The sequence below is a fragment of the Alistipes senegalensis JC50 genome (assembly GCF_025145645.1).
Classification (GTDB): domain Bacteria; phylum Bacteroidota; class Bacteroidia; order Bacteroidales; family Rikenellaceae; genus Alistipes; species Alistipes senegalensis.
On record NZ_CP102252.1, the window covers coordinates 1,703,407 to 1,717,972 of the forward strand.

9 protein-coding genes and 1 pseudogene are annotated in these 14,566 nt (G+C 60.4%); 9 read left to right on the forward strand and 1 reads right to left on the reverse strand.

Translation table 11 applies throughout. The features are described from left to right. Positions 1-4 precede the first annotated feature (4 nt). Complete coding sequence (locus NQ519_RS06770; RefSeq protein WP_019151928.1) at positions 5-1,144, reverse strand: DUF6786 family protein; 1,140 nt, start codon at positions 1,142-1,144, stop codon at positions 5-7. 115 nt (positions 1,145-1,259) lie between these two features. Between NQ519_RS06770 and NQ519_RS06775 the strand changes: the two genes are divergently transcribed. From NQ519_RS06775 to NQ519_RS06815, 9 genes and pseudogenes are all read left to right on the forward strand, one after another. Beyond that, positions 1,260-2,318: a LacI family DNA-binding transcriptional regulator gene (locus NQ519_RS06775; RefSeq protein ID WP_227900992.1), complete on the forward strand. Its 1,059-nt coding sequence runs from the start codon at positions 1,260-1,262 to the stop codon at positions 2,316-2,318. Between the two features lie 50 nt (positions 2,319-2,368). Then, positions 2,369-4,417 carry an FG-GAP repeat domain-containing protein gene (locus tag NQ519_RS06780; RefSeq protein ID WP_019151926.1) on the forward strand — a complete coding sequence of 683 codons (2,049 nt, stop codon included), beginning with the start codon at positions 2,369-2,371 and terminating at the stop codon, positions 4,415-4,417. Further along, positions 4,414-5,289, forward strand: a complete 876-nt coding sequence (locus NQ519_RS06785; protein ID WP_026076761.1) for an alpha/beta hydrolase — start codon at positions 4,414-4,416, stop codon at positions 5,287-5,289. Before NQ519_RS06780 ends, NQ519_RS06785 begins: the two co-directional genes overlap by 4 nt. A gap of 22 nt (positions 5,290-5,311) precedes the next feature. Next, positions 5,312-6,223, forward strand: a complete 912-nt coding sequence (locus NQ519_RS06790; protein ID WP_019151924.1) for a dihydrodipicolinate synthase family protein — start codon at positions 5,312-5,314, stop codon at positions 6,221-6,223. A gap of 31 nt (positions 6,224-6,254) precedes the next feature. Next, the gene (locus NQ519_RS06795) at positions 6,255-7,742 is read left to right on the forward strand and encodes a sodium:solute symporter family protein (protein ID WP_019151923.1); all 1,488 of its coding nucleotides are present in this window, start codon (positions 6,255-6,257) and stop codon (positions 7,740-7,742) included. After that, positions 7,739-9,187 carry a sulfatase family protein gene (locus NQ519_RS06800; RefSeq protein WP_019151922.1) on the forward strand — a complete coding sequence of 483 codons (1,449 nt, stop codon included), beginning with the start codon at positions 7,739-7,741 and terminating at the stop codon, positions 9,185-9,187. The genes NQ519_RS06795 and NQ519_RS06800 overlap by 4 nt, the downstream gene beginning before the upstream one ends. A gap of 22 nt (positions 9,188-9,209) precedes the next feature. Further along, positions 9,210-9,300, forward strand: a pseudogene (locus tag NQ519_RS16250) (hypothetical protein); the annotation flags it as partial. 286 nt (positions 9,301-9,586) lie between these two features. Then, positions 9,587-12,721, forward strand: a complete 3,135-nt coding sequence (locus NQ519_RS06810; RefSeq protein ID WP_083871159.1) for a SusC/RagA family TonB-linked outer membrane protein — start codon at positions 9,587-9,589, stop codon at positions 12,719-12,721. Between the two features lie 18 nt (positions 12,722-12,739). After that, positions 12,740-14,566 (forward strand): RagB/SusD family nutrient uptake outer membrane protein, encoded by a 1,827-nt coding sequence (locus NQ519_RS06815; protein ID WP_083871157.1) that lies wholly within the window; start codon positions 12,740-12,742, stop codon positions 14,564-14,566.

The following is a 14,566-nucleotide window of genomic DNA, read 5'->3' on the forward strand; positions in this document are numbered from 1 at the left end:
TCGATTAATGGTTGAACGCTTCTTTCACAGCCCGCAGCCCTCCGGGTATCAGCCCGCGGAGAAGTTCTTCGAGCAGGGCTTCGTCCCCTTGCAGGTGGAAGACCTCCTGCGTGTGGCACAGCGTCTCGCCGGGCCGCAGGAAGGCCGCCGGCGAGGAGGTTTCGATTTCATAGAACGGGCCCATCACCTCGCCGGTCTCGGTCGGCCCGTCGTTGTAGGCGTTGACGACATCCCCGCCGAACGGATCGGCCTGCGCGCCCCAGCGGCTCTCCACATAGCGGTCGCCCGGCGCGGAACGGCGGTAGCGAACCAGCGTCACGTGATGCGCCGCCGCGTCATAACTGCCGCAAAGCCCCGTATCGCGGCCCGCAGGCAGCCCGATCTTCGACCGGAAAGCGCCGTCGATCCGCAGGCATACGAGCCCTCCGGAGACGGAGAGCCGGTCGTCCGGAAGCTCTCCGAAATAATCGCTGTTGACGGCCGCACGCACCTCTTCGCCGTCGCAGGGGAGGAAAACGACGGTCGTCGGCGACGGCATGAACATCCCGAGCATCCAGACCGACGGAGCGCCGCCCGCGGGTGTCCAGGGCTCCGGACCGCAGTTCCCGATCCGGTTCTCGCTGCGGTAGGCCACCAATGCGAGTTCCGGCGGCAGGACACGCCCCAACGACACCTCCGCCTGCCGGTGCGAGAGGAGTTCGACGCGACGCGCCACCCCGATCTCAAAACGGGTTCCGGCGGCGTTGCGAAGCGACATCTCGGCTTCGAAGCGCACTTGCCGGGCATCGCGCCCGACCACCCGGAAAGGCTCGGTGTCCAGCGCCGCCGGAACCTGCCAGTTGGCATAGACCTGCTCGGCGCCGGGCGCGAAGTAGAGCGAGAAGGGGCCGCCCTCGGGCCCGAGCCAGAGACGTTCTTCGCCGCCGAAAGGGTTGAACCGGGATTTCCGGACCCCCGAAGCGATCAGCGAGCGGTTTATCCAGCCGTAGCCGGGTCCCCCGGTTCCGGCCGCCGTCGAGGTCATCACCCGTCCCTGCCACGCCGGAACCAGACAGACCCGCGCCCGGCCCGATTCGTCGGACAACTCCACGACCCGAACCCCGCAACTCTCCAGGAATGCGCGCTCTTCACCGTAAGTTTTCATATTCCGAAAGGGATAAAATCAAAAAAATTGCGAAAAAATTTGTTTATTAAAACGTTTTAATTACTTTTGCAAATGTAACAGAAAATCCCAGATATTGCAAAAAATCGCAAAAAATATGCGCACGAAGCGAGTCACCATAAAAGATATAGCCACGGAGGCGGGAGTTTCGATCGCCCTGGTCTCGTTCGTGATGAACAACAAGGCCGACGGCAAGGAGACCTACCGCGTGAACAAGGAAACGGCCCAGCGCATTCTGGAGGTCGCGCAAAAACTCAATTACCAGCCCAACAACGCCGCCCGCACCCTGCGCAGCGGCAAGACGAACACCATCGGCGTCATCGTTTCGGACATCTCGAACAAGTTCTTCGCCGACATCGCCCGGTGCATCGAGAACCACGCATATAAACATAAGTACACCGTGCTGTTCGGCAGCACCGACGAGAATCCGCAGAAGCTGGAGAATCTGGTCGAGGTCTTCCGCAACAAGGGCATCGACGGCCTGATCGTGGTTCCGTGCGAAGGTGCGGACGAGATCATCCGCGACATCGCCCGCCAGAACATCCCGCTCGTGCTGCTCGACCGCGAGGTGCCCGATCTGGAAGTCAGCAGCGTCGTGCTGAACAACCGCCGCGCCGGGTACGAAACGACCGAGGCGCTGATCCGGCGCGGATTCACCCGCATCGAGATGATCTCCTACTCGATGGGGCTCTCGAACATCCGCGAGCGCGAAGAGGGCTACCGCCGCTGCATGCAGGCACACGAAATGGGCGAAAACGCCGTCATACACCACCTGCGCCACGACAAGTTCGCCAAAATCGAGGAGATCATCCGCGAGGCCCGGCAGCGCCGCGTTGAGGCTTTCCTCTTCGCCACCAACACGTTGGCAGGCCAGGGCCTGAGCGCCATCTTCCGCAACGGCTGGCGCGTGCCCCAGGATTTCGCCATCGCCTGCTTCGACACCAACGAAGCCTTCGACATCTACAAAACCGCCATCGCCTACGTCCGCCAGCCCATCGAACGGTTCGGAACCGAGGCCCTCGACCTGCTGATCAAGAGCATCGAACAGCGCGACAAACCCGGAAGCTGCACACGCATCGTGCTGACGCCCGAAATCGTCGAGAGCGCCCCCGAAGAGGCGCTGCGGAGCGCGGAAGAGGCGACAGTGAAAAGTTAAAAACATTTGCCCCGAGGCTAAAACGATTTACAAGAAACCGACATAAAACCATGAACCCGGCAACCCATCTTTACAAAACGAGCGTCCTCGCCATCCGCACCGCAGCGCTGGCCGCCGCACTCTTCGTCACGACATCGGCACCGGCCCGAACGGCGCATACAGCCAATCCCAAGGGGGGGGGAAACACCCCGGCCCAATCCGACCCGGACATCCTGCGCTATAACAATCCGGGCCTCACGGTCGATCTGGGGGTCGGGCTGTGGGGCATTCCGCTGCCCGTGGACTACGACGGCGACGGCGTGAAAGACCTGCTGGTGTCGTGCCCCGACCGCCCCTACAAAGGACTCTATTTCTTCAAGAACATCGGTACGCCGCGCCATCCCCGTTTCGCCGCCGCCGAGCGCATCAGCGAGAAGGGGATGAACAACATCCGTCTCTCGGAGGCGGACGGCAAACCCTACGTCCTTTCGAAGAATTTCGAATACCCCGACTTCTTCAAGGCCCCCTATGCCAAAAAACGCCGCCTGCACTACGAAGGCGAGGAACTCGGGGCCACCTACAACAAGTCGCGGAGCAATATGTGGAGCTACGCCGACTGGGACGGCGACGGCGACAAGGACATCGTCGTGGGCATCGACACGTGGGACGACTACGGCTGGGACAACGCTTTCGACAGTCTCGGACGCTGGACCCGGGGTCCGCTGCACGGCTACGTCTACCTGCTGGAAAACACCGGCAGGGGATATGTCAACCGCGGCAAGGTGGAGGCCGCAGGCGCCCCGATCGACGTTTACGGGGCGCCCAATCCGTGTATCGCCGATTTCGACGGCGACGGCGATCCGGACCTGATCTGCGGCGAGTTCGTCGATGGACTCACCTGGTTCGAGAACGTCGGCACCCGCACGGAGCCCCGCTTCGCCGCGGGACGGCCGCTTGCGAACAAACACGGGGAGATCCGCCTCCATCTGGAGATGATCGTCCCGGTGGTGTCGGATTTCGACGGCGACGGGCATCCCGACCTCATCGTCGGCGACGAGGACGGCCGCGTGGCCTGGGTGCGCCACACGGGGAAGGTCAAAAAAGGCATGCCGCAGTTCGAATCGCCCCTCTACTTCACCCAGCAGGCCGATCCGGTCAAATTCGGGGCCCTCTCGACCCCCTGCGCCTTCGACTGGGACGGCGACGGAAAACAGGACATCATTGCCGGGAACTCGGCCGGCGAAATCGCTTTCATCCGCAACCTTTCGGGCGGCGAAAACCCCGTGTGGGACGCTCCGCGCCTCTTCACCGTCAACGGCAGGCCCATCCGCATCCAGGCCGGGGAGAACGGTTCGATACAGGGTCCCGCCGAACGCAAATGGGGCTATACGGTGCTCTCCGTGGCCGACTGGGACGGCGACGGGCTTCCCGACATCATCGTCAACTCGATCTGGGGCAAGATCGAATGGTTCCGCAACCTCGGCGGCAAAGACGGGCTAAGACTCGCCCCGGCGCAGCCCGTGCGCGTGGCCTGGGAGGGCGAGGCCCCCAAACCCGCCTGGAACTGGTGGACGCCCGAGCCCGGCACGCTCGTCACGCAATGGCGCACGACGCCCGTGGCGATGGACTGGAACGGCGACGGGCTGACGGACCTCATCGTCCTCGACCAGGAGGGTTACCTCGCCTATTACGAACGTTTCCGCACGCCCGACGGCGAACTGCTGCTCCGTCCCGGACGCCGCATCTTCCACGGCACGAACTGCTCGCTCTACAACTCCAGAAGCGGGGTAGCGGATGCGTCGGAAGGGCTTCTGCGGCTGAACGACGGCATCGGCGGACAATCCGGGCGCCGCAAGATCTGCTTCACGGACTGGGACGGCGACGGACGGTTGGACCTGATCGTGGACAGCCAGAACGCCTGCTGGTTCCGCAACGTACGCGAGGAGCGGGGCGAGGTGTGGTACGAATACATGGGCAACGTCGGCGAACGCATACTGGCCGGCCACACGACCTGTCCGACCCCCATCGACTGGCGGGGCGACGGCACGCCGGAACTCCTGCTGGGGGCCGAGGACGGCCACTTCTACCGGATGGCGAACCAACAGAAACAGACGCGATGAAAACTTGCCTCACGACACTCTGCGCCCTATTGCTGGCCGTCGCCGTATCGCAGGCCGCCGAGCCGCTGCACGTCAAACTCTTCCCGGAGGGAACCCCGACGAAGAGCGGTCTGGAAGAGCAGCCCGAAAGCGTGAACGACAAGGGATATTACGTCGGCGTCAGCGACCCCGAATTGTTGGTCTATCTTCCCGATCCGGCGCGCGCCACGGGGCAGGCCATGCTGGTCGTGCCGGGCGGAAGCTACGAGAAAGTCTGCATCACGCACGAGGGCTACAAGACCGCCGAATGGCTCAACGAACACGGCATCGCCGCGATGATCCTCAAATACCGGATGCCGAACGGCCATCCCGGGATTCCGCTCGAAGACGGCGAGCAGGCGATGCGCGTCATCCGCCGCAGCGCCGCACAATGGGGTGTCGATCCTCACAATGTGGGAATTATCGGCTTCTCGGCGGGAGGCCATTTCGCCTCGACGCTCATCACGGAATACACGAGCGAAGAGACGCGCCCCGATTTCGCCGTCCTGGTCTACCCGGTCGTCTCGATGAACTATTCCAGCGTCCGGACCCGGGAGAACCTCCTCGGGGCCCGCAGCGAAGAGGAGGCATTGCGCAAACGTCACTCCACCTTCGGACAAGTGCACGAAGGGATGCCCGAGGTGATGCTTCTGCTGTGCAACGACGACAAAGCGGTGGTCCCGGACAACTCCATCGCCTTCTACCGGGCTCTCAACCGCCGCGGAGTGAAGGCCGAAATGCACATCTATCCCGAAGGAGGCCACGGCTTCTGGATGCGCGAACGCTACAAGTACGGCGACGAAACCTATCCGGCCGTCATCCGGTGGATCGAACGGCACAGAACGAACAACTGACTGAAACCTAAAACATAAAAAAATGAAGACTATCAAAGGGATCATTCCCCCGATGATCACCCCCTTGAAGGGTGACGACCAGATCGACCGCGAAGGCACCGTACGGCTCACGGAGCACATCCTCGCCGGCGGCGTCCACGCCCTTTTCCTCCTCGGCACCACCGGCGAGGCCCAGAGCCTCTCGTACGAATGCCGCTACGATTTCGTCGAACTGGTCTGCCGTCAGGTCGCCGGGCGCGTTCCCGTGCTGGTGGGCGTCACCGACACGTCGCTCGACGAGAGCGTCAAACTGGCCGCCCATGCCGCGAAATGCGGCGCCGTGGCGGTCGTGGCCGCCGCTCCCTACTACTTCGCGCCCTCGCAGCAGGAGCTGATCGAATACTACACGGCGCTGGCCGACGCCCTGCCGCTGCCGCTCTTCCTCTACAACATGCCGTCGCATGTGAAGGTGTTCCTCGAACCCGCGACCGTCAAGACGCTGGCCGAACACCCGAACATCGTCGGGCTGAAGGACAGTTCGGCCAACATGACCTATTTCCAGACGCTGCTCTACCACCTGGGCGACCGCGAGGATTTCGCCCTCTACGTGGGTCCCGAAGAGCTGACGGGCGAAAGCGTCGTGATGGGGGCCGACGGCGGCGTGAACGGCGGCGCCAACATCTTCCCCGAACTCTACGTGCAGATGTACTACGCCGCCTGCAACCGCGACGTGAACACGATGCGCGCGCTGCAACGGAAGATCATGCAGATCAGCACGTCGCTCTACACCGTCGGGAAATACGGCTCCAGCTACCTCAAAGGCGTGAAGTGCTCGCTCTCGCTGATGGGCATCTGCGACGACTACATGTCCTACCCCTACCGCCGTTTCCGCACCGAGGAGCGCGCCCGCATCCGCAAGGCCCTCGAAGCGCTGGGAACCGCCTGCGGCGAATGACACACGACCGAACTACCTAACCCGACAAAAAATGGAGATAACCTTACTCGATTACCTCGTCTTCTTCATCTTCGTGGGCGGCGTCGCCCTCTTCGGCTGCTCGTTCTACTTCCGCAGCCGCAAGGGCGCCGCGGCATTCACCGCCGCCGAAGGATCGCTGCCCACCTGGGTCGTGGGCATGTCGATCTTCGCCACGTTCGTCAGCAGCATCAGCTTCCTCGGACTCCCCGGCGACGCCTACAAAGGCAACTGGAACCCCTTCGTATTCAGCCTCTCGATCCCCATCGCCACGTGGCTCGCGGCCAAGGTCTTCATCCCGCTCTACCGCGGAATCGACAGCGTCTCGGCCTACCACTACCTCGAAATGCGCTTCGGCTACTGGGCCCGCTGTTACGTGGCGGTCTGCTACCTGCTGACGCAGCTCGCCCGCGTGGGCTCGATCCTGCTGCTGCTGGCCCTGCCGCTGAACACGATGTTCGGCTGGGACATCCAGACCATCATCGTCTGCACGGGCATCGCCACGCTGATCTACACCCTGCTGGGCGGCATCGCCGCCGTGGTCTGGACCGACGCCATCCAGGGCATCATCCTCATCGTCGGGGCCATCGCCTGCGCCGCGATCCTCACCTTCACGATGCCCGAAGGCCCCGGGCAGCTCTTCGAAATCGCCTCGGCCCACGGCAAGTTCAGCCTCGGCAGTTTCGGCGCGAGCCTTACGGAACCGACCTTCTGGGTGGTGCTCATCTACGGACTGTTCGTCAACATGCAGAACTACGGCATCGACCAGAACTACGTGCAGCGCTACATGACGACCCGCTCGACGGCCGAAGCCGTGAAATCGACCCTTTTCGGCGGACTGCTCTACATCCCCGTGTCGCTGGTCTTCGTCTACATCGGCACGGCGCTTTTCTCCTACTACACGGCGCGTCCCGAACTGCTGCCCGCCGGCACGCCCTCGGACCAGGTATTCCCGTGGTTCATCGTCCACGGGCTCCCCACGGGACTCACCGGACTCGTGATCGCCTCGCTCTTCTCGGCCGGCATGTCCACCATCGCCACGAGCATCAACTCCTCGGCGACGATCGTGCTGACGGACTTCGCCAAGCGGCTCTCGAAAAAGGAGCTCTCCGAAAAGAAGAGCATGCGGGTGCTCTACGCCACGTCGTTCGTCGTGGGGGCACTGGGCATCGTCATGGGACTGCTGATGATGCGCATCGACGGCGTGCTGGACGCCTGGTGGAAGCTGGCGTCAATCTTCAGCGGCGGCATGCTGGGACTGTTCCTGCTGGGCGTCGTCTGCAAAACCGTGCGCCGGGCCCATGCGGTCGTCGCCGTGATCCTCGGACTGCTGACCATCGCCTGGATGAGCCTCTCGCCGCTCATCAACGAAGGTTCGCCCTTCTACCGGTTCCACAGCCCGCTGCACACCTACCTGACGATCGTCTTCGGAACGACGGTCATCTTCCTGACGGGTTTCCTGCTTACGAAGCTCACGAACCGCAAAGCCGAAAACGCATGAAAACCCGACTGAAAACCGGTCTGCTGCTCTGCGGCGGCGTCCTGGGCGGCAGCGCCGCCGTCGCAGCCCAGAAACAGCCCAACATCCTGCTGGTGCTGAGCGACGACCAGAGCGCCTTCGCCGTCGGCTGTTACGGCAACGCCGACATCCGGACGCCGAATCTCGACCGTTTCGCCGCCGAGGGCGTGCGCTTCAACCGCGCCTACGCCACCTCGCCGCAGAGCGTGCCTTCGCGCGCCTCGATCATGACGGGGCGTTCGCCCGTGGCGGTGAACATGACGCGCTTCAACGTGACGCTCGCCCGCCGCTTCCGCGCCTTTCCCGAATACCTGCGCGAGAACGGCTACTACACGGGCGTCGCCGGGCGCGGCTACCACCTCGACGGAGCCGTCAGCGGCCGGGTCGGAAAGATCAAGGAGGTCGAACTCTACTATGCGGAGCACGGCTACAAGACCTTCCCCGACCGGCTCGACACCTGCATGGTCGTCGCCGACGCCAGCAGGGGCAAGAACCACGGGAAGATCAACGCCCAGTTCCGGACCTTCATGGAGCGCCGCGACAAGGACAAGCCCTTCTTCCTGCAACTCTGCTATTCCGATCCCCACACGCCTTACGACGCCCCGAAGGTGCACGACCCCCGGTCGCTGACCCTCCCGCCGTTCTATCCCGACACGCAGCTGGTCCGCGAATACCTGGCGGCCTATTACGACGAGATACACCGGATGGACTCCGATTTCGGGGAGGTGCTGCGCTACCTCGACGAACACGGCCTGAGCGACGACACGATCGTCATCTTCATGGGCGACAACGGCGGAGCGCAGTTCATGGCCAAAGGCACGCTCTATGAAAACGGAATCCGGGTGCCGTTCCTGGTCCGCTGGCCCGGGCGCATCGCTCCGGCCGTGACGGACGCCGTGGTTTCCAACGTGGACATCGCCTCGACCTGTCTAGCGGCCGCCGGGCTGCCGGTTCCCGAAGAGATGGAGGGTACGGACCTCCTGCCCCTCCTGACGCAGGGCGAAACTCCGGCCGAAAGGTGGGTCTACTCCGTACGGAGCTGCCATGCGACCAATTCGCTGCCGGGCAAAACCTCGGTCTTCGACCAGATGCGCTGCATCGTCGGCGAACGGTACAAACTCATCTACAACCTGCTGCCCGGTCTGCCGTGGGTGCCCGTCGATTTCTCCGGCACGGAGATGTTCGCCGAACTGAAACGCATGCACAAGAGCGGAGAGCTCGATACGCTTTCGAGCCGCCTCTATTTCTCGCCGACACGCCCGATGTTCGAGCTCTACGACCTGCGGAACGACCCCTGCGAACAGCACAACCTGATCGACGATCCGGCGCTGAAAGAGATCCGCAACGACCTGATCCTGAAACTGACCTACAAGATGATCGAGGACGAAGATTTCGTGACTCTCCCTCATCCGAAAATTTACGAATAAGAACCGAAAAACCATCCGACCTATGACAAACCATCCTAAAATCGGTATCCGTCCGATCATCGACGGCCGCCGCGGCGGTATCCGCGAATCCCTCGAAGAGATAAGGATGGGTTGTTGCGAAACGCGGCCGAATTCTTTCCTCGGAGCCTCAGAGATGTATGCGGAAAACTCCTCCTGTTCGGACGGACCGCACCAGACATCATCCCAATGAAGGACAAGTCCCATCTCTCGATCGAATCCGTATCCACACTCCCTCCAAAAGCATATCGGCACGAACAACGCCGATGATGATCCCATTTTCGCTTCCGGAGAGAACCCGGAGTGCAGACCTCCGGACCTGCAATACATTCGGCCCCTATACATGAATAATATTCCCTAACAACCTTAACCCATTAACCTATGAACAAAACACTACTCTGTACATGGAGGAGGAATATCCTGCGACGCATCCTGTCAGGCATATTCCTGATCGGGATGTTCGTTACCGCAGCGGCCCAGCAAAACCGCCAGGACGCGGTCAAAGGCACTGTCCTCGACGACAAACAAGCGCCCGCCGTAGGAGCGACCATCGTGGTAAAAGGTACGAACCGGGGAACGATCGCCGACGGGCAAGGAAAATTCTCGATTGAAGCCTCCTCACGAGATACCCTGCAAATCAGTCTGATCGGATACCTTCCCCAGGAGATACCGGTAGGCAGCCAGGCCGAAGTGACCGTCTGGCTGAAAGAGAACCTGCTTTCAATCGAAGACGTGGTCGTGGTCGGCTTCGGTGTCCAGCGAAAAGAGACCGTAACCGGTGCCATCAACAGCATCGGCTCCAAAGAGATCCTGCGTTCGCCGACAGCCAACGTCACTAACGCGCTGGCAGGCAAGATGGCCGGTCTGACCGCCGTACAGCGCGGAGGAGAGCCAGGCAAGGACGGAGCCACATTCAAAATCCGCGGCATCGGAACGCTGAACGAAGGCAGCGAATCCGCCCCGCTTATCCTGATCGACGGCATCGAACGCACCTCCCTGGACGTAATCGACCCGAACGAGATCGAAACCATCAATATCCTGAAAGACGCTTCCGCCACCGCGGTATATGGAGTCCGGGGAGCGAACGGAGTCATTCTCGTCACGACCAAGACAGGCCAGCCCGGACGCGCCCAGGTCACGCTGACATCCAATTTCGGATGGCAGTCCTATACCATGATGCCCGAACTGGTCAACGCTTACGAATGGGCGACCCTTTACAACGAAGGGCTCGCACACGAAAACAGCACCAAGGCGCCGTTCCCGCAGGAAGCGCTCGATGCCTGGAAGAACCACACGAACCCGGTACTCTATCCGGACGTAGACTGGGTGGACAAACTGCTCCGCAAATCGGCCCCTCAGCAACAGTATAACGTCAACGTAAGCGGCGGAAGCGACCGGACCAAATATTTCGTCTCCTTCGGAATGCTCCATCAAGAAGGCATTTACAAGGAGTACGACATCGACGGCGTGGACTTCTCCGTCAATCCGGATTACCGCAGATTCAACCTGCGCGCCAATCTGGACATCGACGTGATGAAGGGCATGACGCTCGGACTCCGGCTCGGTACCATCTTCACGGACGGCAACTACCCGAACGCATCCACTTCCAATATTTTCGACTATCTGTTGCGCACGGTCCCGGGTGGAGGTCCGGGTCTGATCAACGGCAAGCTCGTTACGGGTTATTCGGGCGACGATCCGCTCGAAAACTACGAGCGCAGAGTATCCAATCCGATTTTCGACATCCTCGAACAGGGGTATCAGGAATACAACACCAGTACCTACAACCTGAGCGCAGACCTGAACTACGACCTCGGATTCCTCGTCAAAGGGCTGTCGGTACGGGGCAAAGTCGCCTACGACGACTACGGCACCCACCGGGTAGCATACACGACGGGAAGCATTCCGCAATACACGGTCGTGGTGGACAACGACTACGAAGACGGATACCGCCTCGTCAAGGCTTCCGACGAAACGGCCTTCGGCGCCAAGGAGTCTTACAGCACCCGTTACCGTAATGTATACCTGGAAGGCGGCATCAGTTATGCCGGCCAGTTCGGCCGCCACAGCGTCACCGCCCTGGCCCTCTACAACCAGCGGGTACAAGACAATCCCTCGTTCCAATACGACCTGCCCAAAGGCCTGCTGGGATTCGTAGGACGCATCACCTACAATTTCGACAACCGCTATCTGGCCGAATTCAACGCCGGCTATAACGGTTCGGAAAACTTCGCCGAAGGCAAACGATTCGGCTTCTTCCCCGCATTCTCCCTGGGCTGGATTCTGACCGAAGAGAAATTCATACCCCGCAACAAATTTCTGACCTACGCCAAAATCCGCGGGTCATACGGAGAAGTCGGAAACGACCAAATCGGCGGCGACCGCTATCTCTACCTGCCTCCGACATTCGTATACGGTTCGAACGGCTACAACTTCGGAACATTCGGGCAGAATTCGCAGTACTATCCCGCCTCCGCCGAGGGAAGCGTCGGCAACTCCGACGTGACCTGGGAAAGGGCCAAGAAAGCCAATATCGGACTCGACCTGAAAATGTTCGACAACCAGTTGAGTTTCACGGGAGACTATTTCTGGGAAAAACGCGACAACATCCTCTGGGATTACGGAACCGTCCCCTCGATCGTGGGTACGACTCTTTCGGCCGCGAACCTGGGCCGGGTGGACAACAAAGGTTTCGAACTCGAACTGGGCTGGAATTCCAAAGTCCGGAACTTCGAGTATTGGATTTCCGGCGTATTCTCCTATGCCAAAAACAAGATCGTCTACATGGACGAAGCCAAGCAAGCCTATCCCTATCTGGCGCAAACGGGTTACTCCGTGGGCCAGTACAAAGGCTACATCAACGAAGGGTTCATCAACACGGATGCCGACCTCGAAAACCAGCCCGCACACGGCTGGGGCGGCGACCGGTGGGCCAAAGGCGAGCTGAATTTCATCGACATCAACGGCGACGGCATCGTCGATACGAACGACCGTGTAACAATCGGGTACGGCTCCTATCCCGAAATCACGTTCGGCGTGAACCTCGGATTCCAATGGAAAGGGTTCGAAGTCAGCGCCTTGTTACAAGGAGCCGCAAACGTCTCGCTCTACCTGAAACAGAGCGCCGTCTGCCCGCTGTATTACACCCGGAGCGCCCAGAAATGGCACATGGGCCGCTGGACCGAAGAGCGGTATCTCGCCGGAGAGAAGATCACCTATCCGCGCATTCTGTCCGACAACATTTCGTCTCCCTCGTTCCTCGACCAGAATCCGCTCTCTACGTTCTGGCTCTACGACGCTTCCTACCTGCGCCTGCGCAACCTGGAAATCGCCTACACGCTGAAATCGAAAACGCTCAAAAACTCGGGCATCTCCTCCATCCGGCTCTATGTCAGCGGCACCAACCTGTTCACAATCACAGGCATGGATAATTTCGACCCGGAAGCGCCCTCCGGCATCGGAAGTTTCTACCCGATGCAGAAAGTCTATAATGTAGGTGTCAAACTTGTTTTCTAACTCCGTAACCAGAAACCCATGAAAAGAAAAATCCACCTATTCGTTGTGGCGGCACTGTTTCTATCGAGTTTGTTCACGACGACATCGTGCCTCGACATCCTGGAAAAACCGACCAGTTCCGAAATCACGATTGATACGATCTTTTCCAAAAGACTTTATGCGGAAAGTTACCTGTATCAGGCCTACCATACCCTGATTCCCCGCGGATTCCCGTTTACCAACGGAAATCCCGCCGCCACCCAATTCAGCACGGAGTTCGCCCGTTCGACCCTGGCCAGCATCACCGACGAGGGCTGCAACGTCCGCGGAGCCAGCTGGGGCTGGTATGTCAACACGTCCGGCTTCGACCCGACGAGCAGTGCCAAAAACCAGGAAGACGGATTCGGATTCCGCTGGAAAGGAATCCGCGCCGCCTATATATTCATTGAAAACCTCGACAAGGTTCCTGAATCCGAAATCGACAATGCCGAAAAAGCGCAGATGAAGGCCGAGGCCAAAACTCTGATCGCACTGGCCTATCAGGAGATGCTCGTGCGTTACGGAGGCGTGCCGATTGTCCGCGAATCGTTCAGCACCGGCGTAGCTCCCAGTGAAATGGCCATTTCCCGGAGCAGCGTGGAAGATGTGATCGACTTTATCCTGTCTCTCTGCGACGAAGCCAAGGAGATCCTTCCCGATGCTTACTCCTCCGACAAACAGGGCCGGATCACCAAGGGAGTCGCCCTGGCTATCAAATCGAGGGTGCTGCTCTTCGCAGCGAGCCCGTTCTTCAACAGCAGCGCGGCGGACATGGTGCTCTCTTACGACCATCCCGAATACGTATGTCTCGGCGAATACCGGAAAGACCGCTGGCTGGAAGCCGCCAAAGCCGCCAACGACGTACTGGTATGGGCGTCCACGAAAGGCGGAGTATCGCTCATCATGCCCGAGGATATCGAAGGCGGGGAGACCGACGCCAAGCACAACGCCTACGGCTACGCCACGTCCGTGAAAGACAACAAAGAGATCATCCTGGCCAACAAAGGTTACAACAGCAGCAACAACGGTTTTGCGGACGGCATCTACTGGAAATTCACCAGCCGCGGCCTTTCCGTCATGCAGAGCATCATCTACAACTTCCGCAAGGCGGACGGCTCCGATCAGACATGGCCCGCCACGCTTGAAGAACGTCATCCGTTCTCCGAATACACGGCGAAAGTCAATGAGATGGAGCCCCGCTTCACGCAGTGCTGCTGGCCGGTCGGACAAGCCGCACCCAACTTCTCGGCAACCGGAAACTACGCCAAATGGCCGTTCAATTCGATCGACGACAACATGGGAACCTCCGATATGTACGGAGCCTGCCCGATGGTCAAATTCCACTACAATTACAGCAGTTCCACAAAGATGCAGGATTGGATCGTGTTCCGCCTGGCCGAATTCTACCTCAACTATGCCGAAGCCGTGAACGAATACTACGGACCGGACGGCAGGGTGGAAGGTGCCCGGTACACGGCGGTCGAGGCCCTGAATGTGATTCGCAACCGCGGCGGTCTGCGCGATTTGAACGAAGAGGAAAGCAAGGACGACCTCTCTTTCCGGGCCCAGGTACGCCGGGAACGGGCCGTGGAGCTCTTCGCCGAAGGGCAGCGTTTCTTCGACTGCCGCCGATGGAAAATCGCGGACGAAAAGTTCGGACAGCAGCTCCACACCCTGCGCTACGTACAAAACGCCTCTAAAACCGGCTACGACTCTTACTACCTGGCACTGCACGACAAACGGGCATGGTCGAAAGCCATGTATCTGCATCCCTTCCCCCAGAAAGAGGTAGACAAGGGGTATCTGCAACAGAATCCCGGTTATTAA